Source organism: Streptococcus oralis, assembly GCF_023109155.1.
GTDB classification, from domain to species: Bacteria; Bacillota; Bacilli; order Lactobacillales; family Streptococcaceae; genus Streptococcus; species Streptococcus oralis_BZ.
The window spans coordinates 298,670-325,038 of sequence record NZ_JALDUA010000002.1; the positions used below are offsets into that span (position 1 = coordinate 298,670).

Here is a 26,369-nt window from a genome sequence, read left to right on the forward strand (position 1 = left end):
GAAAATAATAGTATAATAGAGGTAGAATGTAGAAAAGAGGTAGGCCCATGGCTGTTAAATTTACAAAAACCGATGACTTGGACAAGATGTTTGAAGAATTCGCCAAACTTCCTGACTTAACACAAGTCACTTTTCCAGATGACAAAAACGAAAAAGAAAAAGTTGAGAAGAAAAAATAGATGACGATTTTCCAATCTCTTCCTCCTAGTGTATTACAAGCAGGGGCTATTTTTCTCTCCATCATGATTGAAGCCCTTCCTTTTGTCTTGATTGGGAGTCTCATTTCGGGATTGATTGAGGTCTATATCACACCTGATAAAGTTTATGAGTTTCTTCCTCGAAATCGTTGGGGGAGGATCTTTTTTGGCACCTTCATTGGCTTTCTCTTTCCCTCTTGCGAGTGTGGAATCGTTCCGATTATCAATCGTTTTTTGGAAAAGAAAGTACCCAGCTACACGGCCGTTCCCTTTCTGGTGACTGCTCCCATTATCAATCCTATCGTTCTTTTCGCAACATATTCTGCCTTTGGCAATTCAATAAAACTTGCCTTTTTGCGAGCGCTTGGAGCCATTGTGATTGCTTTGGTGCTTGGAATTTTCCTCGGATTTTTCTGGAAAGGACCCATTCAAAAAGAGAATTCTATCGCTTGCCATGAACATGACTTTTCACACTTGGGTCCCGCTAGAAAAGTATTTCAGGTCTTCATACAAGCTATTGATGAGTTTTTCGATATGGGGCGTTACTTGGTCTTTGGCTGTCTCTTTGCGGCTATCGTGCAGGTCTATGTCCCGACTCGGATCTTGACCTCTATCAGCGCAAGTCCAGTCCTTGCGATTCTCTTGCTCATGTTTCTAGCCTTTCTCCTCTCTCTTTGTAGCGAGGCGGACGCCTTTATCGGCGCTTCTCTCCTCTCGAGCTTCGGCCTAGCGCCAGTCCTTGCCTTTCTGGTCATTGGCCCCATGCTTGATATCAAAAATCTCCTCATGATGAAACACTATCTCAAAGCGCGCTTCATCTGGCAATTCATGGGCATCGTGACAGTGCTTGTCTTGCTTTATTCTTACATGATGGGGGTGATGTTATGATCCGTTTTATCATTCTACTGGGTTATTTTTCCCTAACTCTGTATCTGCAGCTATCTGGTAAGCTCAGCCACTACATTAACCTCCACTATTCCTATCTAATCTATATTTCTATGGTCCTTTCTCTTCTGTTGGCTCTGGTGCAATTCTACATCTGGATTAAGAAAATCAACTCTCACAGCCATTTGGAAAGTCGTCGAGCTAGACAAATCAGCCTCCTTTTACTGTCTCTACCTCTCTTGATTGGAGTTGCCTTTCCTACAGTAAGTTTGGACTCGAGAACCGTATCTGCCAAAGGATATCATTTCCCACTTGCTGAGGGAATCAACATAGCCATTCAGGCAAGCGAAGGAACATCCAGTCAATACCTTAAACCCGATACCAGCACCTATTTTTCCAAATCTGCTTATGAAAAGGAAATGAGGTCTACAGCTGACAAATACCTCACCCAACCAACCATTCAAATCACTGATGAAAACTATATGGAAGTCATGGAAGTTCTCTATGACTACCCTCAAGAGTTTGAAGGAAAGAAAATCGAGTTTACAGGCTTTGTTTATAACGATCCTAGCCACCCAGATAGCCAGTTCCTCTTTCGCTTTGGAATCATCCACTGTATCGCAGACTCTGGAGTATATGGACTCCTGACCAAGGGGAACTCACGCCAGTATCCTGACAATACCTGGATTACCGCCAGAGGAACCCTGACCCTCCAATACCATAAAGAACTCAAACAAAAACTCCCAACACTGGAAGTTGAGAGTTTCACAAAAGTAGACAAACCAGAAAATCCATATGTCTATCGCGTGTTTTAATAAAAAGTAGCCTGACAAGGCTACTTTTTATTATTTAGCAATTTTCTAACCTCTTGAGCACCAATCTGATCGCCTGCCTTTTCAAAAAGAGCGATAGCTTGTAAAAAATTTTTATGTGATTCTTCAGGATTTTGTATCGAACCAATCTCTCCTAAACCTCTATAAGCACAAGCTTGGGCAATCAAATCATCTGTTTGCAAAGCTTGTTTTAAGGACTGTTCCATATACATGAATGCTTCTGCTACTTTCCCTAGCTTTAATCGTAAATAACCTTGCTCATAATTGTTAACAGAAGATTTGAGGGTATCCTCTGTAAAAGCTTCTTCAATGACTTTTTGCTCTCTTTCGATATAGAAAAGGGCTGTTTGAAATTCATTCATTTCACGATAAACCATGGCTAACTGATGATAGCCTATATGTTCATTTTCTGGGTCACTTTTAGTTCGTGCTAAGTCAATGTAACGCTGATAGATACTTAAGCACTCGTTGTATTTTTGCTCTTCAAGATAAATATACCCCATCAAATTTAACAAACTAAAATCCGTGCAAGTTTCCAATGAAAAATCAGCTTCAACTAATTTTTTAGCCTCTTCAATCTTGCCCTCAAACAATAAATCCCATGCTTGATTCATACATATCCTCCTGCTTCTTATGTTGTATAGAAAAAAATTGACAAATCGCTATCAGACTCGTATTTTTTCCAAGCTAAACTGAAGCCATAATAATCTTCAAATTCAGGGTGCCAGTCATAATAAAGTGGGACACGACTATACTTTCTTGCTACAACTTCGTCTTCAAATTCTGGAGACTCCCCTGCAGTAATACCAAATTGAAGACCATTTAGTTCCCAAGTATTTCCCCAAACGTTTTCATCAGAGAGAACATCGATCCATCTAGAAGCATCAATATCAAAATCTGCACATAATTCCAGTTCATAGAATTTTCTACAGTTAATCTCTGAAGGTTTTATATAAAGGGCGCTATCAACTTGGTATTTTTTATCTTTGACTTGAATCTGTGTGATTTTCATTGGAATCGGAACTCCATTTAATTCTAACCAGAAATAGCCTAAAGGAGTTTTGATACTATAATATGTTTGCTGAGAGTTGGGGTTAGCGTTTTTAGAGCAAACATCTAGAATTCTTCCTAGCTTTTTTAAATTTCTAAAAACGTTTTTCGAAGTGATTGGGTCGAAATGTGAATACCTACGAATGACACGTTTTAACTTTTCAACAGGAAAAGTGATATCCTTTGGTAGAGCATGATACTTCTGTACAACTAAAGCAGTTTTTTCAGTATTTTCCTTCCCTACTGGGACAATAACAGCGTGTCCTATATGGATATTTGGGTCATCACAGATATAAGTATAACCATTCCCTCCCTCCTGAAACTCAACCACAACAAGATTTAACTCTTGATCTGGATCAAAGAGAGGCTCTACCTTTTCTACTTCTTGGCGCTCATAAAAAGTAAAGTGATCTCCATCCCCGTCTTCGCCAAAAACCATAAAACTGCCACACTCAGGGCACTTCCACATATAAAATGAGGCCTCTGAAATGTCTTCATAAGAAATTGAATCATTACCATCTTTTTTATTCATGATTTCTACTAAGAACTCATCCGAATAAACTGAATAAGCATTTGGATCAGGCGCTCTATGGTTGTTCATTGCTTGCCCGCATTTACATGTCCATTTACCCATAAAAAACCTCAGTCGTGGCCTAATTCTTCAAGGAAAAATTGATTTAGAGCTTTCCACTCTTTCTTTTCCTCTCTAACACTTTGAACGTATGCATCCAACTCTTGGATGTTAGCTAAAATATAATCTTGAATTGGCATTATCGGATCAATTTCCATACCTTCAGGCTCATTTATCTTAATGTCTAGCAATCTTGAAACATGCTCCTGCATTTGAGACGGAAGTAATTCTTTGACCAAATCATCAAACAAAATCGGTGGAACAGAATGGTATTTTTCAATCCAACGACAGGCCAAAATAGGACGCAGCGCATAGAAATACTTTTTAGGTTTGACCTTGTCTCCTGAAAGATACTTATTCATTTGAGTTCTAGCAGTATTCAAGTAATGATACAGCATTTTTTTCTCAGAAAAATACTGGTTGGCAAGAGGACGCATGCGCTCGATAAAATCCGTTTGTTGATAGACAATTGGTGACTGTAACCATTCAAACAGTGTAGGATTTGACTTATAAAGGAGTTTTAAAGTCTTGTCTAAATCCCAACCACTCACATCCCAAGTATCGTCAATTGGTAGCTCGATAACATCACGCTGTTCATTTAAACGGAGATAAAAATCTTGCTTGTGTTTGTAGATAAACCGTACATCAAAGTCACTATCGGGAGACTCAAAACCCCAAGCACGACTACCAGACTCAATAGCCCATAAGACTCTGACACCATAATCACGCTCAATTTCTGCTAATTTTTCCGGTACCAGAACATTCATTTCTTCTTGCGTTTGCATAATAAAGCCTCGTCTATAATTTGGACATAAATAGTTACTAAAATAGGTAACTAAGAGGACTGAAAGTACATTATATCAAACTTTCAAAACTACTAGAAAAAAACTAATCCTTCTAGTAGTTTTTCAGACGTTTTCTATACCTGATCCCCTTGAATGACAGACTCTCCATCCTTCCAGTTTCGAGCAATCTCTTCGTCTTTCTGGAGTTGGTCTACCAGTTCCTCTACGGAGTCAAATTTGACCATATCGCGAACACGGTCCAGCCAGTAGACCATGACTGTCTCACCGTAAATATCGTCTGAAAAGTCGAAAATATTGACTTCAAAGCGTGGTTCTTCTCCATCAAAGGTAACATTTTTACCAACGCTCGCCATGCCACGATATCTCTGACGTTGCACCTCGACATCGACTACATAGACACCATCTGCTGGCATATAGGTTCGATCTCTTAGGACCAGATTGGCTGTTGGATAACCGATAGTACGCCCACGAGCATTTCCATGAACGACCATCCCACGAGATGGGAGAGGTGTGCCGAGTAGATGATTGACTTCCTTGACATCTCCATCAAGAATAGCTTGGCGAATCCGTGTCGAACTGATCTTACCCTTCTCATCCTCAACCGGAGGAACAATGATAATCTCTCCATCAAAATAATCCTTCAGGTCATCCGCAGTTTTCTTATCTGAACCAAAGGTATAGTCAAATCCTGCTACGATAATTGCTGGTTTTAAAGCTCTAACATAAGTATCAAAGAATTCTTGACCCGTTAAACTAGCAAATTTGCTACTGAAGTCTAGCAAGAAAAGAGCCTCTACTCCGTGCCACTTCATCTTGTGCTCCCGCTCCTCATGATTGACGATGTGAAACATGAGCTCAGGTTGGTAAGGTTGTAAGGCAAGTTTTGGCGACTCTGTAAAGGTCATCACAACAACTGGCAGATAGTCCTTCATCGAAGCCTTACTGGCCACTTCAAAAAGTTTCTGATGCCCCTTGTGGATGCCATCAAAATAACCTAGTACAAGGACTGTTTTTCCTGGTACTGCAATATCTTTTTCGTTCTTAATAGGTACTGTTGTAATCATGAAACTATTATATCATAGAGCCAGTCTTTTCGCTAAGAGGAAATCCCAAATGTCGTTTTTTGCGCCTGAACTGACCTTGATAGACAATTCAAGGTATTTGTTTTTTAAAATAGCACCTCCTAAGAGATGCTATCGTTTGGTAACTAGTTTACTGTTTCTTCCAAGTCTTTTAACTTAACCGAAACAATCTTAGAAACACCTGATTCTTGCATGGTAACTCCATAGATAGAATCCGCTGCCGCCATGGTCCCTTTACGGTGGGTCACGACGATAAACTGACTATCCTTGTCAAAGCGATTGAGGTAATCCCCAAAACGTTTTACATTGGCTTCGTCTAGCGCCGCCTCTACCTCATCCAAGATAACAAAAGGAATCGTCTTGACTCGAATGATAGAGAACAACAAGGCAAGAGCCGATAAGGCTTTTTCACCACCACTCATGAGGTTGAGTGATTGGATTTTCTTACCTGGTGGTTGAACAGAAATCTCCACACCAGCTGTTAAAAGATCGCCCTCAGTCAATATCAAGTCTGCCTGACCTCCGCCAAACATCTGTCTAAAGGTCACTTTAAAGGACTCACGAATAGCCTCAAAGGTTGATTTGAAGCGTTCCTTAACCTCATCATTCATCTCTGTAATGGTCTCAAGGAGCAGGTTTTTAGCAGACAAAATATCATCTCGTTGGCTATTTAGGAAATCCAAACGATTGTGAACTTCTTCGTACTGGTCAATAGCGTCTAAGTTGACAGGACCCAGCGAGCGAATAGCTTTCTCAAGATCTTTAACCTCTTGCTCTGCCAGATTGAGATCTTCCAACTCATGTGCTTTTTCTAGAGCCTCAGTGTAGCTGATCTGGTACTGGTCAGTTAATTGAGCTTGTAGATAGCGCAAGCGTTCGCTGACCTTTTCCTTTTTGGCTTCAGCACGTGTTTGTTTACGAATCCACTCCTCATTCTGCTGGCGCGCCTGATCCAAATGGCTGGCAATATCATCTAGCTGACCTTCAATATCATCCAACTCAAACTGCCTGCGAATCAGACCTTGTTGGAGGTTTGTTTTCTGAGTTTTGGCCTCTTCCACCTGCTGACTTAGCAAATCCGTATCCACTTTCTCAAGATTATCAACCTTTTCTTGGAGGAGACGCTGAATCTCCTCTTGTTCGATATCCAGATTATCCAGTTCCTTGCCTAAGCGTTCAATATCAGTCACTTCGTACCGCTTTTGTCCTTGCAGTTCTGACTTAAGCAAGCGCGCTTGAGAAATCTGTTCCTGCAAGTTTTGATAGCGTTCTTGAATAGCGTTTTTATTGGATTTAATCTCTTCAATCTCAGCTTCTAGATTTTGCTTTTCACTGGCGATAGTAGCAAGGCGCTCCTGGCATTTTTCCTTATCCGCTTGCCAATCTCCTTCAGTAAGGCGATTTAATTCCTCTTCTTGAAGTTTCCAAAGCGTTTCCAGTTCTTCGACCTGCTGACTAGTTTGCTGATAAGCGAGGGACAAGCCTTGCTCATGGATACGAGCTTGCTCACCCTGAGTTTTGATAGCTTCTAATCTTTCTGCCAATACCGCCATCTCATCTTGCAAGGTCTTCAAACTCGCTTCTTCTGACCGCAAGTCAGCTTCTTCTTTAGCAATTTCTTTTTGTAATTGCTCCAGCTCTGGCTTGATGAAAATACTGTTGTTTTGACGATTGGCACCACCCGCGTAGGAACCACCTGTACGCAATTCGGTACCATCAAGTGTCACCATACGAACCTGATAGCGAACTTGACGAGCTGCAGCACGCGCATGTTCTACAGTATCAAAAATTGCTGTCGTAGCTAGCAAGTTCTTGAAAATGGCTTCTAGTCTCTTATCAAACGACACCAACTCATCTGCCATGCCCAGAAATCCTGGACTTGCTGCGATAGCATCTTGATTCTGACTAGAAATCGTACGAGCCTTGATAGTCGTCAATGGAAGAAAGGTTGCTCGACCAGCTCTGTTGCGTTTTAGGAAATCAATCGCCTTGGTTGCCGCATTTTCATCTTCTACGATGATATGCTGACTGCTAGCTCCAAGCGCAATCTCTAGGGCAGTTTGATAATGCACATCAAAGGTCAAATGTTCACTGACTGCACCAACGATCCCACCAAGACGGGCTTTTTCTTGAAGAACACTCTTAACACCCGCATAAAAATTACTATGATTTCTTAGGATATTTTCCAAACTCTGGGCTCTAGCCTGCTTGTTTTTGAGACTGTCTAGACGGTCAAAAAGTTGGCTCTGCTGGGCTTGGTAAGAAACTTTCTGTTCCTCTTGTTCCTTGGCACTAGCTTGGTAGTCTGCCAATAATTTCTGAACTTTCTCCTTGGCAGTTTCAAGCTCAGCCTGCTGTTGACTGGCCTTCTCTTTAGCTGTAGCCAGCTGTTCTTTCAATTTCTCAAGTTGGTCTGCTTGTTTTTGAGATAGCTGACGGCTGTTCTCTAGTTCATTCTCGATGCGGGTCAGTTGGTTTGAGACATCCGCTTCTTCTTGTAAAAGGGCCACAAAACGTTCACGCAGGAGCTCAATCATCTGGTCAGGATCATCTGAAAAAGCCAACAACTCCGCTTCTAGGCGATTGAGTTCCTTATTATTTTCAGCTAGACTTTCCTCTAACTGTTCCAAATTTCCTTCTTTTTCAGCTTTTTCCTTACTTAGAGCCTTTCTCTTATCTTCTAGAGTCGCCAAACGGACTTGTGACTCTTGTTGATTGAGGGCTACTTGCTCAGATTCCAGTTTGGATAGGGCTAGTTTTCGCTCTAAGTCACTAATCAAACTAGTCAAATCCATTAAGCTTCCTTGGTCTTTAGCCATTTCAACTTGGAGATCTTGGCGTTTCTTTTTAAGAGTTTGATTTTCCTCTTCTAACTCTTCACGCTTTTGGTAATAGCTAGTCAAAAGTTCCTGAACCTGCGTTAGCTCTTCTTCTGTTAACTCTAGTTCAGTCTTGTTTTCCTTGATTTGGGCAACCAGTACATCCAAGTAAATCGCCTTACGTTGACCATCCAAGTCTAGAAACTTACGAGCGTTCTCGGCTTGTTTTGCAAGGGGATTGATTTGATTGTCCAACTCGTAGATAATGTCCTCTAAGCGGTCGAGATTGTCTTGAGTTTGTTGCAGTTTGCTCTCTGTTTCTTTTCGACGAGTCTTGTATTTTAAAACTCCAGCAGCTTCTTCAAAAATAGCTCGGCGTTCTTCGGGCTTGGAGTTAAAAATTTCCTCAACCTTCCCTTGGGAAATGATGGAGAAGGAATCTCGTCCCAAACCGGTATCCAAGAAGAGGTCATGAATATCACGCAAGCGAACTTTCTTGCCATCAATTCGATACTCGCTATCTCCACTACGGTAGATATGCCGTTCTACCTTAATAACTTGCCCTGCATCCTTGATAAAGCCATCTTCATTGTCCAAGGTCACGATAACAGAGGCATAATTGAGTGGTTTGCGGCTTTCAGTTCCAGCAAAGATAACGTCGGGCATCTTGCCTCCACGAAGACTCTTGACACTAGACTCTCCCAAGGCCCATCGCAAACTTTCTGTGATATTTGACTTCCCAGAACCATTGGGCCCAACGACAGCTGTCACACCTTGGTCAAAGACGACCTTGGTCTTGTCAGCAAAGGACTTGAATCCCTGAATCTCAATCTCCTTTAAATACATGAATCCAGCCCTTTCTCAACTGCATTTTTGGCGGCCTCTTGTTCTGCCAATTTTTTAGAACGGCCTTGACCTTTTCCGATACTCTTGCCCTCAACCAGAACTTCTACATCAAAAACCTTATCATGGGCAGGTCCCGTTTCAGAGGTCACCTGGTAACGAATATCGACATCTCCATTGACCTGGAGCAGTTCTTGCAGGTGTGTCTTGTAATCCTTAATCATTTCAAAGTCACCTGCTTCAACCTTGGGAATCATGACCTGATAGATGAACTCTTTTACTCTAGCAACATCCTTGTCCAAAAGCAATGCTCCCAAAAAGGCTTCAAAGGCATCTCCAAGAATGGTGTCACGATTGCGCCCACCAGACTTTTCTTCCCCTTTTCCTAGCTTGATAAACTGATCAAACTGGCAATCACGCGCAAAACCAGCCAAACTCTCCTCACGGACAATCATAGCACGGAGTTTAGACAAATCTCCCTCTGGTTTCTTAGGATATTTTTTATAAAGATATTCTGAAATCAATAATTGTAGAACAGCGTCTCCTAAAAATTCCAAGCGCTCATTGTGTGAAATTTTTAAGAGGCGGTGCTCATTGGCATAACTCGTATGAGTAAAGGCCGTTTCCAGTAAGTTTTTGTCTGCGAATTCGATTGCAAAACGCTTCTTTAGTACAGTTTGTAATTCTTTCATACCAACCTCTTTCTAACTGATAACAGTCCTTCTTATTATATCAAAAAAAGCCCCCTGAGTCACTTTAAAACGGAACTAGAGAGAATTTAGCATTTTTTAGAAAAAGTTCTTCAATTTTATGGGGCAGATTTGGGACAGTATAAAGAAAAAAGCCTTATTTAAGGCTTTCTTAGGCTATTTGCATCCACCCTGAGGGAATCGAACCCCCATCTCAAGAACCGGAATCTTACGTGATATCCATTACACTAAGGGTGGAAACTTGTCTTATTATAACAGAAATTTGCTCTAATAACAAGTTTTTTATGGGTGGAGTATGCGTCCATTAGTGGGATGCATCACCATTCCAGATAGAGTTTTTCACGATCACATAATCAACGTGCTTGAGGTCAGCAACCTTGCGTCCACCTGCGTAGGAAATAGCACTTTGCAAGTCCTGTTCCATCTCAGTAAGGGTGTCTTGCAAATGCCCTTTAGCAGGCAGTAAGATGCGCTTTCCTTCCACGTTTTTATAAGCTCCTTTTTGGTATTGAGAAGCTGAACCATAGTATTCTTTGAACTGTTCGCCGTCGACTTCAATCGTCTTTCCTGGGCTTTCAATATGACCTGCAAATAGGGAACCAATCATGACCATGCTAGCACCGAAACGGATAGACTTAGCAATATCACCATGAGTACGAATCCCACCATCAGCAATAATCGGTTTGCGAGCCGCCTTAGCACACCAGCGAAGTGCTGCCAACTGCCAACCACCTGTACCAAAACCAGTCTTGACCTTGGTGATACAAACCTTACCAGGACCAATTCCAACCTTGGTAGCATCCGCACCAGCATTTTCCAATTCACGTACAGCCTCTGGTGTTCCAACATTCCCAGCAATGACAAAAGTATCTGGCAATTCTTTCTTGATGTGTTGAATCATAGAAATCACGCTATCTGCATGACCATGAGCAATGTCAATCGTAATATACTCAGGAGCATCAGCCTTGAGTTGGCTAACAAAGTCATACTCGTAGTCCTTGACACCGACCGAAATGGAAGCAATGAGCCCTTGATCGTGCATGCGCTTGATAAAAGGAATGCGCCCCGCTTCATCAAAACGGTGCATAATGTAGAAGTATCCGCCTTTAGCCAGTTTCTCTGCAACATTCTCATCCAAAATCGTCTGCATATTTGCTGGTACAACAGGTAGTTTGAAAGTGTGATTTCCAAGTGTGACAGTGGTATCTGCTTCTGCACGGCTTTTAATGACACATTTGTTTGGGATCAACTGAATATCTTCGTAATCAAAAATTGGAAATTCATTTAACATATCGATGTCTCGTTTCTTTTGTAATGACCTACCTATGCTTACGCATCCCTACGTCTTTTCCGACGTTTCCTTGACTTATTATAAACCAAAGTACAGCTTTTGTCAAATAATTTCAATTATGAAACAATAATGTTCGGTTTTTATAATTTAAATATAAAAAGTGAGGAGATTAGTTTCTCCCCACTTCCTTATCAATATTTCTTTTAAAAATTGCTTCGGAGCTTTCCATCATTTCACAAAATTCATTATAAGATGAAGCATTCTGAGGAATTTGGATAGACAATTTCTTCAACAAAGCTCCATAACCTGCTAGCTTTCCTATCTCATTATCAACAACCTTGTCCTTGCTCGGAAAAACAAGACCAGCTTTCTCAGCTTTTAAAATATAAGAATAGGAAATCAGCTGGAATAAGTCCTCACGGTTGATTCCTTTTTCAGTATCTTCAAGTTTTTTATATTTAGCATCTAAAACTATTTTTAACTCTTTATGATAAAAATCTGGATATACTTTTCGTTTCCCAACAGAAAATACTGAAATTCCATCCGTCTTATCCTTATTTCTGGGATGTACAAAACCTTTTGGCAACAAGGTGTAAATATACTCTTCCCAGAGCCAGGAAACATCAAAGAGAATACCATGAATTTTTTGCTCTTGATATCCTAACCCATGCTTCTCTCTATTTAGGATCATCAGGCAAAGCTCCTGTAACTTTCTATACTCTCTGAAATAGGCGTGTCGGATGGGTTTCGTTTTATTCATTCTGATAATCTTAGCACGATCAGCGAGTTTATAAGCTGGGGTTGCACGAGTAATTTCTGTCATATTTTCACGATTACTATCGAGCAGAGCTCCGAAACTTTTCTGATTCTTTATGTACTCAATCGTATGTCGAATCAACTGCATGAGTGGATTATCATAGGTAAATTCCCTAGTAGTATAGGCAATATTTCCCGTAAAAGGGAGATTTTTTTTCAGATGATTTCCAACATCTAGTACACCCTTTACATGACTATCGTTATGGAAAAATCGCTGGTATTCCTTATAAAGACCTTTTCGGAGAGTAGCTTTCAGATATTTGGGAAAGAGGTAAATCAAAAGCTGATAGAGTTTATCCTCTGAAGATAGACCAACATCCAAACTAGTCAGATTTATATTGAGAACCTTTTGTAAAAGATAATGCAAAAAATGGTCGTTACTTTCATCAGAAAAACGAGAGGAAATCGTTAATCTTTCCTGACCATATCCAAGAAAACCAATTACATTTCCTGTCTTGATTTCCTGATTAACTGTTTCCAAAATCTTTTGGTCCCTGTCTAGATCAGGAGAATTCATCAAATCATTTGGGAAAATAAAAATATTGTCCTCTCGAGATAGGTTATCTAGTGTTTTATCAAGTAGTGCTTGACTAAGTTTGGGATATTCTGCGACAAAGTCCTCTTTAGCGATTCTATACTGATTATCAGTGATCCGCATTGTCATCACCAGTATCTTGGGGTTCTGTTCGCTCGTTATTTGTCAGATCAAATGCTTTTTTCAATGTATCCAGAGTTTCAGCCTCCTCATGAGAACCTCGTACATAATCTTCCAAAAGTGGTTTGAGATAATCAGACCAGAGTAATTCATAGTCAAAGTCCACTTCTTCCAACTTAAGGAAATAACTTGGTCCGATATGGTAATGACTGTTTAGCTCCTGAACGTTTTCAATAGCAGCATTCAAGTTTCTTAGTCGAGTTTTAGCTTCTTCAGCATGCTCACCTAGTTCCTCATCTAGAATGTATAGTTGGCTTTCAGCAGTAACTTCAACAAAACGGAAACGACGACGCATAGCAAAATCAAATGTATCCACTGAGCGGTCAATATCATTCATTGTTCCGATGATGTAGACATTCTCAGGAATATAAAATTTGTCATCACTTTCATGTAAATTAGCATATTGAGTAGAAACTTCTCCATCTCTACCACGATATCCAGGGTCAATAGAGAAAAAGAGTTCTCCAAAAATCTTAGAAATCTCACCACGATTTATCTCATCGATGATGAAGACGAATTTCTTGTCAGTGTCAATCTCTGTTGGAGAAATATAATCTTTCAAACCAAATCTTTTCTTTAAAGTTTCTAGGACTTTTTTTCCTTGATTACGATAATAGGGCTGTTTCAGATATTTTTCATCTTTATAGAGTTCATAAACATAAGATTTTGTTAAGCAAGTTCCTTGGGCTTTAGTTTCATAATTGATATTAAAATTATTTCTACTATTTACTGTAAGATAGGAAAATTCTGTCAAATATTCTTTTTCATCTCTGCCATTTACATATTCAAGATAAAGATCCCAAGCCTCCTCAAAATTATCTTGGCCTCCAGTTTTTTGAGCTTCTTTAGCCTTCTGACAAAACTTCTTAAAAATACCATCTTCTAGCTTAAACTCGATAGCTCCATCACCATTTGATACAGGTCTTAAACCCTCCACAAAATCCGTATAATCATAGGAAGGGTGAAATTGTACAAAGCCGATTTGATCTTCATTACCACCAGTTAGCTCTGCCGCAATTTCTTTAGCAAGATAAGTTTTTCCTGTGCCAGGAGCACCACGGAGGATGAGGTTTTTGGATTGTAATAAGATTTTACTCAAGGGATGATGAAAATTATTTTGTTCAGACATTTCTTTCTCTCCTTGCTTATCATCACTGTCTATAATATCTTTTGAATACTCAAATAAAATACTTCCCAACATTGAAGATTCTAGTTCAGGATATGTTTTAGAAAACAGTTTACAAATCTCATGATTCTGACGATAGGGCCCTCCTTGATTGCTTTGGGGAATCAACCTATTCCAAAATTCATTTTGACTATTCATATTTACTCCTAAAAAAGAAGGATTCTCAGAATAAATACAAAGTAGTTTTGTTACCACTGCAGAACGCCTAATAAATTCATTCTTTGACTTTTTCATGTCAAAGATAGGATTATTGAAATCCAACATTCTACCAGCTTGGATGATCTCATACAAATCCGATTTTAATTTGTTAAAGCGGTCTTCTAGTTCTGATTCTGGAATGATTTTATTAGCTTGATTCTTATAGCTTTTGGTATCCTCATTCCAATAAATACCAAATTTTGAAGAACCTCCTCCACCAATCCCCATAAATAATGATTGGTACTTTCCTGTCTCAAGAGCATAGCAAAAAGAATTACTTTTAGCACCTTTCCCAATGACATATTCATCAATAGACATGGTTAAAATTCTATCAAGTGGCCATTCTTTAAGAAATTCTTCACGTAATTGTTCATTGTGAATACTATATTTAAATGCATCTTCTCTTAATCTTATTTTATTTTCTTGGTACCAAGCATAAAAATCTTCCAAGCCAAGCTTTCTTTTATCCATCAATCTTACTCCTTTTATAATAATGTTCGAATAAAAACTATATATTTCATATATAGAATATCATATCCTATAGAAAAAGAAAAGAACTTCTAAAAAAAGCCCAGCGTTAGGAGCTTCAATGACTCTTAACACTAGACTTCTTTTTTATCTTAGTAATACTCACCTTGACGGTAGTCCCATGAGTTAAAGGTATCTGACAAATGCATCATGATTTTATCAATGTCAAGCCCTTTACGGATAACGACTGGTGCTGGTGAGATTGAACGGTCTCCTCCTTGTTCTGGGATGAGTTTTCCGTCCTTATCGACCATAGAAACCATCACACCTTGCTCGTAGCGCGTTTCAATCGTTTTGTCTGGTTGGATTGAAGCAACGTAGTCATCTGCTTCGATGACAAGGTCCACTGCTCCTTCGATACGTTCTCCGATTCCTTCTACCTTACCACGGTTTCCTTTTCCAGATGGGTTGGCTGATGAGGCATAGACCATCTTACCTTCTTCCCAAAGTTTAGCAGCCAACTGTTCACCAGCTTTACCAAACTTGATGACAAAACAGCTAGTACCACGCACGTCTGTCATGAGTTCTTCACGACCATCACCGTATGCTTTGAGTTTCTCAAAGGCTTCTGGTTTCCATGGAAGGATACAACCGAGGAGAATGTCTTCGTCCCAATGTTTTTGGTAGAAGGCTTCAATTTCTGGGTTGAGTTGTGCTAAAGCGCGAAGCTCGTCCATGCTACCACAAAGTACAACACCTGGCTTGTTACGGTTACGTTCTTTAGCTTCAAACTTGCGTTCAAGTCCTGCCTTATCGCTAGTCATGATAATGTAACCAACTTTTGTAGGGCATACAATGCACCCTCCCTCACCTTTTAAAATGTCATAGCCTTCTTGTGAAAGTGTTCCGTTCCATTGAATGTGTTTTGTCATAGTTCTATAGTTCCTTTTCTATTTTTTTCTAATCCTGCCAGTAGGCTGGGCGTTGTTTTTCATAGGCAGCAATCAAATCTTCATACTGCAAAGTAATACCGATATCATCCAAACCATTTAAAAGCTTGTGTTTCCACTCACTATCAATTTCGAAAGTGAATTCTCCAACTGGTGAGATGATTTTTTGTTGTTCCAAGTCTACAGTTACCTGGTCGGTCGGTTTGAGTTGGGCTAGCTTTTCTCTAACCTCCCTAGGCTGAACAATAGGCAACATGCCATTATTGAGTTCATTATTGTAATGAATGTCACCGAAAGAGCCTGCAATCACGACCTTAAAACCATAGTCGGCTAGAGCCCAAGCTGCGTGTTCTCTCGAAGAACCTGCGCCAAAGTTATCCCCTGAGATAAGAATACTAGCTTTTCGATATTCAGGTCGGTTAAAGACAAAGTCTGGATCCTCAGTGTAGTTATCGTCCAGATAACGCCAAGCATACATGAGGTACTTACCAAAGCCTTTTTTATCAATTAACTTGAGAAACTGCTTGGGAAGGATTTGGTCGGTATCAATGTTATCATTCATAAGAGGAACGGTTGTTCCCGTATAAACTGTAAATTTCTCCATATCCTCTCCTTACTGGGCTTCTGGCATCTGCCGAACATCTACGAAACGCCCTGCAATAGCTGCCGCCGCTGCCATGGCTGGACTGCAGAGATGGGTCTTAGCACCAAATCCCTGTCTGTCTTCAAAGTTGCGGTTACTGGTTGAAGCACAGTGGACACCATCGGGTACCTTGTCTGGATTCATCCCTAGACACATGGAGCAACCCGGGTCTCTCCACTCAAAACCAGCATCTAGGAAGACCTTGTCCAAGCCCAACTTCTCAGCAGCTCGTTTGACAGGACGAGAGCCTGGAACTACAATTGCTGTTAGATTGGGAGCTATTTTCTTTCCTTTGACAAATCGAGCAGCCAGTTGCAAGTCACTTAGCCGAGCATTGGTACAAGACCCGATAAAAATATATCCTAGTTCAATATCTGCCGGCTTTTGACCAGGCTCCAAGTTCATGTAATGATAAGCTCGTTCATCATTCATATCCTTAATTTCTGGAAAACTACTGTCAAAGTCAACGCCCATAGCAGGATTGGTTCCCCAGGTCACCATAGGTGCCAAGTCAGAGACATCCATCTGGATAACCTTATCATAAACAGCATCACTATCACTGACAAGCGTCTTCCAGTCAGCAACTGCCTCTTCGAAAGCTTCTGGAACACATTCCCGTCCCTTGAGATAATCATAGGTAGACTGATCTGGATTCATGATGCCCATCTTAGAGCCAAACTCGATGGACATATTGCAGATGGTCATTCTCTCTTCCATGGTCAGTGCATCAATTGCTTGCCCACGATATTCCACCACATATCCTACACCACAAGCAACGCCGTACTTGGCAATCAAGGCGAGAATGTAATCCTTAGAATAAACTCCTTTTTGAGGAACACCAGTGAATTCTACCAACATTTTCTTGGGTTTGACTTGCCAGAGGGTCTGGGTAGCGAAGACATGCTCGACTTCACTGGTCCCAATCCCAAAGGCGATGGCTCCGAAAGCTCCGTGAGTAGCCGTATGGCTGTCTCCACAGACGATGAATTTTCCTGGTTGCGTCCGTCCTGTTTCTGGACCTACCATGTGAACAATCCCCTGCTTTTCAGAACCGTGGGCCGCATGTTCAATCCCAAACTCCTCAACATTTTCAGCAAGCTTATCAATTTGAGCCTTAGAAATCACATCTCGAATATCGTAAATATTGACGGTCGGAACATTATGATCAAAAGTTCCAAATGTCAAGTCTGGCCGTCTCAATCTGCGACTTGCATCTCGTAATCCTTGAAAAGCTTGGGGACTAGTCACTTCATGAATATAGTGCTGGTCCACATACATGAGTTGGGGCTGCCCCTCTTCTCCTGTGATGACATGGCGGTCCCATAATTTATCAAAAATTGATTTTCCTGCCATCCATTACCTCCAAATAAAATATAAGACTACTAGTGTGGTTACCATCCCGAGAAACCAAACCGTTTTAAAGTACCATTTTCTAGTCTTGTGGTGAAATCTGATTCCTGCCAACCAGGCACCAAAACCACCACAAGTAAGGGCTAAAAGGAGTAAGATTTTCTCTGGGATGCGCCAAGCACCTCTTCTTGCCTTGGATTTGTCAATGCCATAAATCAAGAAAATCAGCAAATTCCAAATCAAAAGGGCTAGCGTGATTTCTTCATTTATCTTCATAATCTTTCAATGATGGCTTCTGTCATTTCCTTGGTCGAAGCCTGTCCTCCAATATCTCTTGTTAAAACACCAGCCGCTAAACTAGCTTCAACAGCATGTTCGATACGCTCCGCATCCTCATAACGTCCAAAGCTATCTCTCAACATCATAGCAACTGACAAAATCATGGAGATAGGGTTGGCAATTCCTTGACCTGCAATATCAGGCGCCGAACCATGAATAGGTTCATAAAGACTTGGACCTTTTTCAGAATGACTGGCTGATGGCATAACTCCAAGTGTACCAGATAGAACACTTGATTCATCAGATAAGATATCTCCGAAAAGATTCTCTGTCACGATGACATCAAACTTGGCAGGATTGGTAATCATAAGCATGGCAGCTGAGTCCACCAACTGGTGTTCCAAGGTTACATCTGGGAAATCCTGCGCAACTTCCTCAGCTACTCTCCGCCAGAGTTTTGAAGTCGCTAGAACATTTTGCTTATCGATACTAGTAACGATTTTTCTCCGATTTCTTGCAATTTCAAAGGCCTTTCGAATAATCCGCTCTACTTCTTCGTAGCTATAGTCGTTGATATCACGTGCTTTGCGCTCTTCAAGGATATGATCACCGAAGTAAATCCCACCTGTCAACTCACGCACCACGACAAAGTCTACACCAGCAATTCGTTCTGATTTAAGTGGTGACAAATGCTTAAGACTATCAAAGATTTTTACAGGCCTTATATTGGCATAGAGATTGAGTTCCTTACGAAGAGACAGCAAGCCTTGTTCAGGCCGAATCGCTGCTCCATCATACTGGGGACTACCGATAGCCGCTAGGAGAATGGCATCTGCTTCTCTACATGCCTTGAGGGTTTGATCAGGTAAGGGATGCCCCGCAGCATCTATACCTGCACCTCCGAAGGAGCGTCTGTCAATCTCATAGTCAAAGCTAGTTTTTGAAGCTAGAGCTTCCAGAATCTCTAAACCAGCTTCCATGATTTCTGGACCGATTCCATCCCCTGCTAGTGCTGCTATTTTCTTTGTCATAGCCCTCTCCTTTACACACTAGGCATGTCTCGGTAGGAAACGCTACGCCCCATCTCACCAGCATTCTCTTTTTGAACAAAGGTATTGGCATTGATATAGGCAATAGCCGAAGCCTTCAATACATCGAAATCAAGACCTGCTGCGTTAAATATGGTTTCTGTATCTCTGTTTTCAACAGTAACCAAGACACGAGCTTGGGCATCGATACCATCTGTTACCGCATCAATAGTATAGGACACCAAGCGGACAGATTGGTTAAAGAACTTATCGATAGCGTTAAATATTGCTTCAACGGAACCTTGACCTGTTGCATTGAATTCGACTTTCTCACCATCCATATTTGCTAGGCTAACAAGCGCTTCAATGTCATTATCTGCATGGGTTTGAAGTTGTAAATCATCAAAGTGGAAACCTTCTGGGTTTTCAACCATGGTGCCAGCGACCAGAGCTCGAATATCTGCATCTGTGATTTCTTGTTTCTTGTCCGCTAGTGCCTTGAACTTAGCAAAGAGTGGTTTGATATCCTCTTCTGTAAAATCTAGGGCCAGTTCTCTTAGTTTTTCAACAAAGGCATGGCGACCTGACAATTTTCCAAGCGGAAGACTATTACTCTTAACACCAACCAATTCAGGTGTGATGATCTCATAAGTGAGAGGATTTTTAAGGACTCCATCTTGGTGAATACCAGACTCGTGGGAGAAGGCATTACCACCAACCACAGCCTTGTTTTTAGGAACTGGAATACCAGAGAAGCGAGAAACCATTTCAGACGTATTCATTGTTTCATCCAAAACAATATCACTAGTGGCTTGGAAGAAATCCTCACGAATCTTCAAAGCAACAGCTACTTCTTCAAGAGCAACATTACCTGCGCGTTCACCGATACCATTAATAGTTCCCTGGACACGTCCAGCACCGTGTTTAATTGCTGTCAAAGTATTTGCAGTTGCCATACCGAGATCATCGTGACAGTGGACACCAAAGACAACTTTATGATCTGATTTAATATTTTCAGTCAAGTGGTCAAAGATACGTGCAAACTCTTCTGGAGTCGTAAAGCCAACTGTGTCAGGGATATTGATATAAGATGCACCTGCATCGACCGCTGTTTGAACGACTTGCAAGAGGAAATCCAACTCTGTTCTAGTCGCATCTTCAGGAGAGAATTCGACGATTTCAAACTTAGAACGTGCGTAAGAAACATGTTCCTTGATAGCTTCTAAAATCTCTTCCTTGCTCTTATTGAGCTTATACTTGCGGTGAATCGGACTGGTAGCGATAAAGACATGAATTTGTGGATGCTTGGCATCCTTAAGAGCCTCATAACAAGCATCAATATCAGATTTTACAGAACGAGCTAATCCTGTCACTGCTGTTTTTTTCATGGCTTTAGCAATTTCTTGAACGGCTATAAATGAATCAGGACTAGCAGCCGGAAAACCAGCTTCAATTACAGAAATTCCCCATTTCTCCAGCTGCCTTGCAATGGAAACTTTTTCCTTTATTGAGAAGTTAACACCAGGTGTTTGTTCCCCATCACGAAGGCTTGTATCAAAAAATTCAACTTTACGCATAAGATTTCCCCTTTTCCAAATGTGGTTTTAAAAAAACATCTCGCTTAGAAGCCCAAGCGAGATGTTGATTTACTCCCGCTTGGTAAGCCAAACAGGACTAATGCTTTTGCACTAGCCCGAGTACCTCAACAACAAAGCAAATTGATTAAACTTAGCTGTTTTCATGTTTGACTTTCTCCTTCGTTTGATATCTTGTTTAGTATTTTAGCATAGCGAAAAACACTTGTCAAGAAAAAATCCATTATTTTCTGAAAATTTCTTCAGTAAAGAATATTTTGCTAATTGAAAGTATTTGAAAACTCAACTAACTTTCCTTATTTTTTCACAGTCAAATTCCAACTTCTTTCGATGAGTTCTATCACTTCTTCATCTTGCAAACTATCATCAAGCGCCAGACTAAGCCAGTAGTGTTTGTTCATATGAAAGGCTGGATAAATGCCTTTTTTTGAAAGCAAATTAGATACTTGGTCGTGTTTGAGGTTGACTGCTTCGACTAGTCCTTCTCTGCCCTTTTCCAGCTTATCCCATGGGATTCTCATCACAACAGCATACCACTTTTGATTCTCTTCATGGCGCAATACAGCTGTATCAGGAGACTTTTCCCACAGATACTCCAACTGATTACCATATTTCTCCTGAACTTGAGCCATGATACGCTTAGTCTGAGGACAGATAAAATCCTGCACATCAAAGCAAGCCTTCCGAATCTGGTAGAGAATCTCCAAACAAGCCTCACGGACACTTGCAACAAAGCTTCCTGTCATACTTTCCATATGTACTTGAGGATAGAGGTCACCCGTTTCCTGATCAAAAACCTGAAAACTCACATTATCAGGAGTGATAGAGACTGTCATGGAAAAGTCACCTTGCAAAATCTGGCAACTATAGGTCCAAACTTCCCCCATTTCTACAAAACCATAGGCATGAGCTTTTTCTTTATTAAACTGATAGGATTTAAAAATTTCAAACATAAGTGAAAACTGCTACCAAAAGCTAGCAGTTCCTTTCTATTTTTTAAAAGACAACCTTGGTTCCATGCAATTGTGTCACACCCAGCTGGTCGATAAAGGTTTGACGGTTATCCAAGTCAATCCCCCCACCTGGTAGAATTTCAATTTTACCTTTAGCATGTTCCAAAATTCTGTGATAATGAGCGAAACGTTTCTCTAGCGAGTCTCCAGACACACCAGCACGAGTTAAGATACGGGTAACACCAGCTTGGCTGAGCCAGTCAATGGCTTCCAACTGATCTTCATCACTCAATTCATCAAAGGCCATGTGAAAGACAATTTCCATTCCTTTAGATGCGGCAATCAGCTTCTCAAGATTAGCCTTATCCAACTTCTTATCAGCAGTTAAAGCCCCAAATACAACCCCTTGACTTCCAGCCTGAGCAGTCAAACGAATGTCTTCCAGCATAATTGCTATTTCAAGATCAGTATAGACAAAGTCGCCACCACGGGGACGAATCATGGTCATGATGGTGGTGTCGTAGTTAGCTGCCAGTTCAACCGCTGCCTTGGTCACTCCATAGCTAGGTGTTGTTCCTCCTACAGCTAGATTGTCACAAAGTTCGATTCGACGAGCTCCAGCCTGCATCGCTTTTTCAAGCAAGGTCACATTTTCAGCACAAAATTCGTAAATCATTTGATTCTCCTTGAAGATTACTTTTAATTTATTATATCATATTATTTAGATATGCTTTCATTTTTATCAAGGCAAATAACTACTATTTTTATCTATTCTTTGTCAGGAATTACTTTAAAGAGATAGTAGGTGATAAAGATAGTCAAGGCTCCCAGACCGATTTTGACTGGCAAAAGAGGGGCAAAATAAATAGAAATCCCCATCAAGATATAGATAGATATGATGATTTTTTTCTTTCGTTCTCGCGCGATTGACTTGGTTTCCCGAAAGTCAGCTACATAAGTCTGATAAAGCTTTGTATGATAAAGCCAGTCTTCAAAACGCTTAGAAGATTTAGAAAAGCAAGCGATAGCTAACAAAAGAAAGGGTGTTGTTGGTAAAAGTGGTAAGACAACTCCAATAACAGCTAAAGCCAGTGAAATAAAGCCAATACTGAGGTAAATGATACGCATGATTTCTCCTAGATAAATTACTCTTCCTCTAGTTTCGCATACAAGGGGGAAATTTGTCAAGCATCAACAAAAAAGAGCCTGAAATTCATTTTCAGGACTCTGCATTTTATTTAATTTTTTCCTCTTCGTAGTCGCCATTACTACATACAACCTGCTTGCCACCACCACGGACTTTTTTCTCCACTAGGAAGTGTCCGCATTTTGGACAGTCACGGCCAATTGGTTTGTCCCAGGAAGTAAATTCACATTCTGGGTAACGATTGCAACCATAGAAGATACGATTGCGCTTGGTTTTGCGTTCGATGATTTGTCCTTGATGACAGCTTGGACACTCGACACCAATCTCCTTAACAATCGCTTGTGTATGACGGCAGTCTGGGAAGTTGCTGCAAGCATAGAATTTACCAAAACGACCGAGCTTAATCACCATTGGACTGCCACAAACTTCACAGTCAAATCCAGCTGGCTCATCCTTGATCTGGATTTTTTCCATTTCGGATTCAGCCTTGGCTACCTCTTTAGAGAATGGTTTATAAAATTCATCAATGACACGTTGCCACTGCTCTTTACCAACTTCGACATCATCCAGTTTTCCTTCCATCTCAGCTGTGAAGGTCACATTGACAATATCTGGGAAATATTCAACAATGAGTTTATTAACAATTTCACCCAACTCTGTTGGTTCAAAACGTTTAGCTGCAAGGCGAACATAATAACGTTTCTGAATGGTTTCAATGGTTGGAGCGTAGGTTGACGGACGTCCAACCCCATTTTCCTCCAAGGTCTTGATAAGAGTCGCTTCCGAATAGCGAGCAGGTGGTTGAGTGAAATGTTGTTCTGGCTTGCTATTGACCTGTTTGACCACATCTCCTACTGCCATATCCGGCAACATTTTGTTTTTGTCAGAGTCATTATAAATAGCAAGATATCCATCAAACTTAACTTGGCTTCCATTTGCCGCAAACTGAACCCCCTTTTGAGAGAGCTTAACAGCCATGGTATCAAAGATAGCAGCTGTCATCTGGCTAGCCACAAAACGGTTCCAGATAAGGGTATAGAGCTTGAGCTGGTCTTTGTCCAAGTACTTAGCGATGCTTTCTGGTGTGTTAAAGACACTAGATGGGCGAATGGCTTCGTGAGCATCCTGAGCACCTGAGGCATTCTTGACCTTGCTACCATGCTTGGAATACTTGCTACCAAAACGGTCGTTAATGTAGCTTGCAGCTTCGTTCTGAGCCACAGGACTGATACGAGTCGAGTCTGTACGCATATAGGTAATCAAACCTTGCACGCCCGATTCGATATTGATCCCTTCATAGAGCTGTTGAGCCACCATCATAGTCTTTCGAGTACGGAAATTGATTTTGTTAGCCGCATCCATCTGCATGGTTGAAGTCGTATAAGGTAGGGGCGCATTGCGTTTGCGTTCTTTCTTATCTACCTGGTCTACTGTGAAATCTTTACTAGTCAAATGGGACAAGACTTCTTTTACTTCTTCGTTGGTGGTCAATTTCATCTTTTTGCCATTCATACCATAGAAAGAAGCCTGAAATTGCTTGGTTCCCTTCTTAAAGACACCATCAATTGTCCAGTATTCTTCTGGTTGGAATGCATTGATCTCATTTTCACGGTCAATGATGAGCTTAAGGGCAACAGACTGCACGCGTCCTGCTGATAAGCCCTTCTTGACCTTTTTCCACAAAATTGGCGAAATCGAATACCCGACCAAGCGGTCTAAGACACGACGAGCTTGTTGGGCGTCGACCAAGTCCATGTCAATCTTGCGAGGCTCTTTAAAGGCATTTTTTACTGCGTCTTTGGTGATTTCATTAAAGACTACACGGTTGGCATCATTCTCATCCAAGTTGAGAATGTGAGCCAAATGCCAGGAAATTGCTTCTCCTTCACGGTCCGGGTCACTCGCCAGAAAGACTTTATTGGCCTTTTTTGATTCTTTTTTTAAGTCATTGATGAGAGGGCCTTTTCCTCGGATATTGATATACTGCGGTTCATAGTTATTTTCAATGTCGACTGACATACTGGATTTTTTCAAATCACGGATATGCCCGACACTGGCTAAAACCTTGTAATTTCTGCCTAGATATTTCTCAATCGTTTTCGCCTTAGCAGGCGACTCTACGATGACTAGATTTTTCTTAACTGTTGATTTTTTCTTCTTTGTTGCCGTAGCCACACTATCACACCTTTTCAAAGTAATAAACTTTATAAAGTGTAAACCATTTTTCTATAGCTGTCAAGACCTAAGTCCTATATATAGAAGAAAAGTTTATCTGAGTGAACAAATTTCTCCTTAAAATTCAAACTCAGCCAGCACATCTTGACCACTGCTAATCAGTTTTGCTCCCTCTTGGATCAGGTGGTGACAGCCATCTGAATGGCCATCTAAAATGTTTCCTGGAATAGCAAAAACATCACGCCCTTCCTCCATAGCTCGCTCACAGGTGATGAGACTACCAGAACGCATCCTTGCCTCTGCTACAATCACACCACGGCAAAGGCCAGCAATGATTCGATTACGAGCTGGAAAGTGAAATTTCAAGGGTTCCTCACCAGGTCCGTATTCGCTAAGTACCAAATGGTGATTGCCAATGTGTTCCTGCAAACGTTTATTGGCGCGGGGATAAAAAACATCCAATCCTGTTCCAATGACAGCAATTGTTCTTCCTCCATTCTGGAGTGCAGCCATATGGGCAGCCGTATCAATCCCTTTGGCTAAACCACTGACCACGATTAATTCGTTTTCCAAACCTTGAATGACTTTCTGAACCGATTTTCCTCCCTGACTAGAACATGAACGACTCCCTACAACAGCAACCTTTGGAAATTTCAATAAGTCTAGATTTCCTTTATAAAACAAGAGCGCTGGAGCATCATAAATCTCACTCAGATCCCAAGGATAACAGTCATCAAGAATCGAGAAGGATGGAAATTTTTGGAACTCCTTCTCCAACTGTGCATCATCTATCTGGAAATAGCGTTCCATAAAGACAGCAGGATTACGGCATCCAGATATTTCTGCAATATCACCTAGCAAGAGCTCCTGATCTACAGTCTCGTCGTATTCAAGAACAGTTAAAATTTGTTGATTGGTCAGCCCAGCTTTTCTCAATTTATAAATCTCATAGTTTGTAATCTTCATATACAACTCCATTTCTTTTTCTACTCATCTATCTATTCGTAAAAAAAATAAAAAGAAGACCAAGAATCTTCTTTTTTTCATTTATTCAGATTTAGTAGTTGACCAGCTACTTTCAACCATCGGTAAGATTGTTTTTAAAGTTTCCCCATCCCCTTCAAGTGAAACATAGCGGATTTTACCATCATTTGATCGGAAAACCCAGGTAACGAGGTATTTCCCTGATTTAGCAATTGCATTGACAACATAGGCTTCATAGCCTCCAATGGTCGATTTGGAGCCCCAAACCTTACTGAAATCAGAACTTTGTTCTTTGGAAGTTAAAATACTAGATGAGACAGTCACAATATCCAGTTTAGCATATTCTTCTTCGCTGATATTAAACTGCTCAGCCTTAAAGGTATTCAGCGTAACAATGTTGATATCTGTTCCATCACTATACTGTATATCATTTCCACCTTCTACTTCATGGAATTGAACCCATGATTTGGGTACCTTGACAAAACCATATTCATTCGAACCGATGATTTGCGTCTCTTCCTTTTTCGCTTCAGAAACAGCAGAGCTAGAACTACTCGTTTCCTGACTGCTAGAAGGCCTAACAACCGCAGTCGAACTTTCTTCGGTTGCTGTTTGCGAATTATTGGAGCATGAAGCTAGAAAAACACTAGCAGTAACTACAGTACCTAAAATTAATAATTTTTTCATCCTACCACCTTTCCATCTGCATTATAAGAAAAATAAGGACTTCTGTCA

General features: G+C 40.8%; 24 protein-coding genes and 1 tRNA gene. 3 read left to right on the plus strand and 22 right to left on the minus strand.

The window, feature by feature from the left end:
- Positions 1 to 47 precede the first annotated feature (47 nt).
- The 3 genes from M1F63_RS10160 to M1F63_RS05470 are packed head-to-tail and all read left to right on the plus strand — an operon-like array spanning position 48 to position 1,897.
- Positions 48 to 179 (plus strand): SPJ_0845 family protein, encoded by a 132-nt coding sequence (locus M1F63_RS10160; protein WP_282184275.1) that lies wholly within the window; start codon positions 48 to 50, stop codon positions 177 to 179.
- Complete coding sequence (locus tag M1F63_RS05465; RefSeq protein ID WP_247940922.1) at positions 180 to 1,085, plus strand: permease; 906 nt, start codon at positions 180 to 182, stop codon at positions 1,083 to 1,085.
- Positions 1,082 to 1,897, plus strand: coding sequence for a TIGR03943 family putative permease subunit (locus tag M1F63_RS05470; protein ID WP_247940923.1), 816 nt, complete (start codon positions 1,082 to 1,084; stop codon positions 1,895 to 1,897). Before M1F63_RS05465 ends, M1F63_RS05470 begins: the two co-directional genes overlap by 4 nt.
- Positions 1,898 to 1,917: 20 nt before the next feature.
- On the opposite strand, the gene M1F63_RS05475 is transcribed toward M1F63_RS05470, so the two are convergent.
- The 22 genes from M1F63_RS05475 to M1F63_RS05580 form a co-directional block, all read right to left on the minus strand.
- Complete coding sequence (locus tag M1F63_RS05475) at positions 1,918 to 2,529, minus strand: tetratricopeptide repeat protein (RefSeq protein ID WP_044020663.1); 612 nt, start codon at positions 2,527 to 2,529, stop codon at positions 1,918 to 1,920.
- 17 nt (positions 2,530 to 2,546) lie between these two features.
- Positions 2,547 to 3,599 (minus strand): hypothetical protein, encoded by a 1,053-nt coding sequence (locus M1F63_RS05480; protein ID WP_247940924.1) that lies wholly within the window; start codon positions 3,597 to 3,599, stop codon positions 2,547 to 2,549.
- Positions 3,600 to 3,607: 8 nt separating this feature from the next.
- Positions 3,608 to 4,381: a nucleotidyltransferase domain-containing protein gene (locus M1F63_RS05485; RefSeq protein ID WP_247940925.1), complete on the minus strand. Its 774-nt coding sequence runs from the start codon at positions 4,379 to 4,381 to the stop codon at positions 3,608 to 3,610.
- Positions 4,382 to 4,515: 134 nt separating this feature from the next.
- A complete protein-coding gene (locus tag M1F63_RS05490) occupies positions 4,516 to 5,466 on the minus strand; it encodes a bifunctional riboflavin kinase/FAD synthetase (protein WP_247940926.1) in 951 nt (316 codons plus the stop codon).
- 143 nt (positions 5,467 to 5,609) lie between these two features.
- Positions 5,610 to 9,149, minus strand: coding sequence for a chromosome segregation protein SMC (gene smc / locus M1F63_RS05495; RefSeq protein WP_247940927.1), 3,540 nt, complete (start codon positions 9,147 to 9,149; stop codon positions 5,610 to 5,612).
- On the minus strand, positions 9,140 to 9,838 hold the full coding sequence (rnc, locus tag M1F63_RS05500; protein ID WP_000661472.1) for a ribonuclease III: 699 nt from the start codon (positions 9,836 to 9,838) through the stop codon (positions 9,140 to 9,142). Before rnc ends, smc begins: the two co-directional genes overlap by 10 nt.
- Before the next feature lie 183 nt (positions 9,839 to 10,021).
- Positions 10,022 to 10,093, minus strand: a tRNA-Arg gene (locus tag M1F63_RS05505).
- A gap of 67 nt (positions 10,094 to 10,160) precedes the next feature.
- A complete protein-coding gene (locus M1F63_RS05510) occupies positions 10,161 to 11,147 on the minus strand; it encodes a GMP reductase (protein ID WP_247940928.1) in 987 nt (328 codons plus the stop codon).
- Between the two features lie 169 nt (positions 11,148 to 11,316).
- A complete protein-coding gene (locus M1F63_RS05515; protein ID WP_247940929.1) occupies positions 11,317 to 12,621 on the minus strand; it encodes an McrC family protein in 1,305 nt (434 codons plus the stop codon).
- Positions 12,608 to 14,533 (minus strand): McrB family protein, encoded by a 1,926-nt coding sequence (locus tag M1F63_RS05520; RefSeq protein WP_247940930.1) that lies wholly within the window; start codon positions 14,531 to 14,533, stop codon positions 12,608 to 12,610. Before M1F63_RS05520 ends, M1F63_RS05515 begins: the two co-directional genes overlap by 14 nt.
- Positions 14,534 to 14,682: 149 nt before the next feature.
- Positions 14,683 to 15,462 (minus strand): L-threonylcarbamoyladenylate synthase, encoded by a 780-nt coding sequence (locus tag M1F63_RS05525; RefSeq protein ID WP_000160506.1) that lies wholly within the window; start codon positions 15,460 to 15,462, stop codon positions 14,683 to 14,685.
- Positions 15,463 to 15,490: 28 nt separating this feature from the next.
- Positions 15,491 to 16,084 carry a 3-isopropylmalate dehydratase small subunit gene (leuD, locus tag M1F63_RS05530; protein WP_000410640.1) on the minus strand — a complete coding sequence of 198 codons (594 nt, stop codon included), beginning with the start codon at positions 16,082 to 16,084 and terminating at the stop codon, positions 15,491 to 15,493.
- A gap of 9 nt (positions 16,085 to 16,093) precedes the next feature.
- Positions 16,094 to 17,476: a 3-isopropylmalate dehydratase large subunit gene (gene leuC / locus M1F63_RS05535; RefSeq protein ID WP_000907583.1), complete on the minus strand. Its 1,383-nt coding sequence runs from the start codon at positions 17,474 to 17,476 to the stop codon at positions 16,094 to 16,096.
- A 3-nt stretch (positions 17,477 to 17,479) separates the two neighbouring features.
- Positions 17,480 to 17,749: a DUF1294 domain-containing protein gene (locus tag M1F63_RS05540; RefSeq protein WP_000700066.1), complete on the minus strand. Its 270-nt coding sequence runs from the start codon at positions 17,747 to 17,749 to the stop codon at positions 17,480 to 17,482.
- Positions 17,746 to 18,783 (minus strand): 3-isopropylmalate dehydrogenase, encoded by a 1,038-nt coding sequence (leuB, locus tag M1F63_RS05545; RefSeq protein ID WP_000162209.1) that lies wholly within the window; start codon positions 18,781 to 18,783, stop codon positions 17,746 to 17,748. The genes M1F63_RS05540 and leuB overlap by 4 nt, the downstream gene beginning before the upstream one ends.
- 11 nt (positions 18,784 to 18,794) lie before the next feature.
- Positions 18,795 to 20,357, minus strand: a complete 1,563-nt coding sequence (locus M1F63_RS05550; RefSeq protein ID WP_001233208.1) for a 2-isopropylmalate synthase — start codon at positions 20,355 to 20,357, stop codon at positions 18,795 to 18,797.
- A gap of 314 nt (positions 20,358 to 20,671) precedes the next feature.
- Positions 20,672 to 21,328, minus strand: a complete 657-nt coding sequence (locus tag M1F63_RS05555; protein ID WP_247940931.1) for an MmcQ/YjbR family DNA-binding protein — start codon at positions 21,326 to 21,328, stop codon at positions 20,672 to 20,674.
- Between the two features lie 43 nt (positions 21,329 to 21,371).
- On the minus strand, positions 21,372 to 22,004 hold the full coding sequence (locus M1F63_RS05560; protein ID WP_247940932.1) for a copper homeostasis protein CutC: 633 nt from the start codon (positions 22,002 to 22,004) through the stop codon (positions 21,372 to 21,374).
- 92 nt (positions 22,005 to 22,096) lie between these two features.
- Positions 22,097 to 22,456: a YbaN family protein gene (locus M1F63_RS05565; RefSeq protein WP_084849760.1), complete on the minus strand. Its 360-nt coding sequence runs from the start codon at positions 22,454 to 22,456 to the stop codon at positions 22,097 to 22,099.
- 106 nt (positions 22,457 to 22,562) lie between these two features.
- On the minus strand, positions 22,563 to 24,650 hold the full coding sequence (topA, locus tag M1F63_RS05570; RefSeq protein WP_247940933.1) for a type I DNA topoisomerase: 2,088 nt from the start codon (positions 24,648 to 24,650) through the stop codon (positions 22,563 to 22,565).
- 117 nt (positions 24,651 to 24,767) lie between these two features.
- Entirely contained in the window at positions 24,768 to 25,616 is an 849-nt protein-coding gene (dprA, locus tag M1F63_RS05575; protein ID WP_084849762.1) for a DNA-processing protein DprA, read from the minus strand.
- A gap of 81 nt (positions 25,617 to 25,697) precedes the next feature.
- Positions 25,698 to 26,321, minus strand: coding sequence for a hypothetical protein (locus M1F63_RS05580; RefSeq protein ID WP_084849763.1), 624 nt, complete (start codon positions 26,319 to 26,321; stop codon positions 25,698 to 25,700).
- Positions 26,322 to 26,369 lie beyond the last annotated feature (48 nt).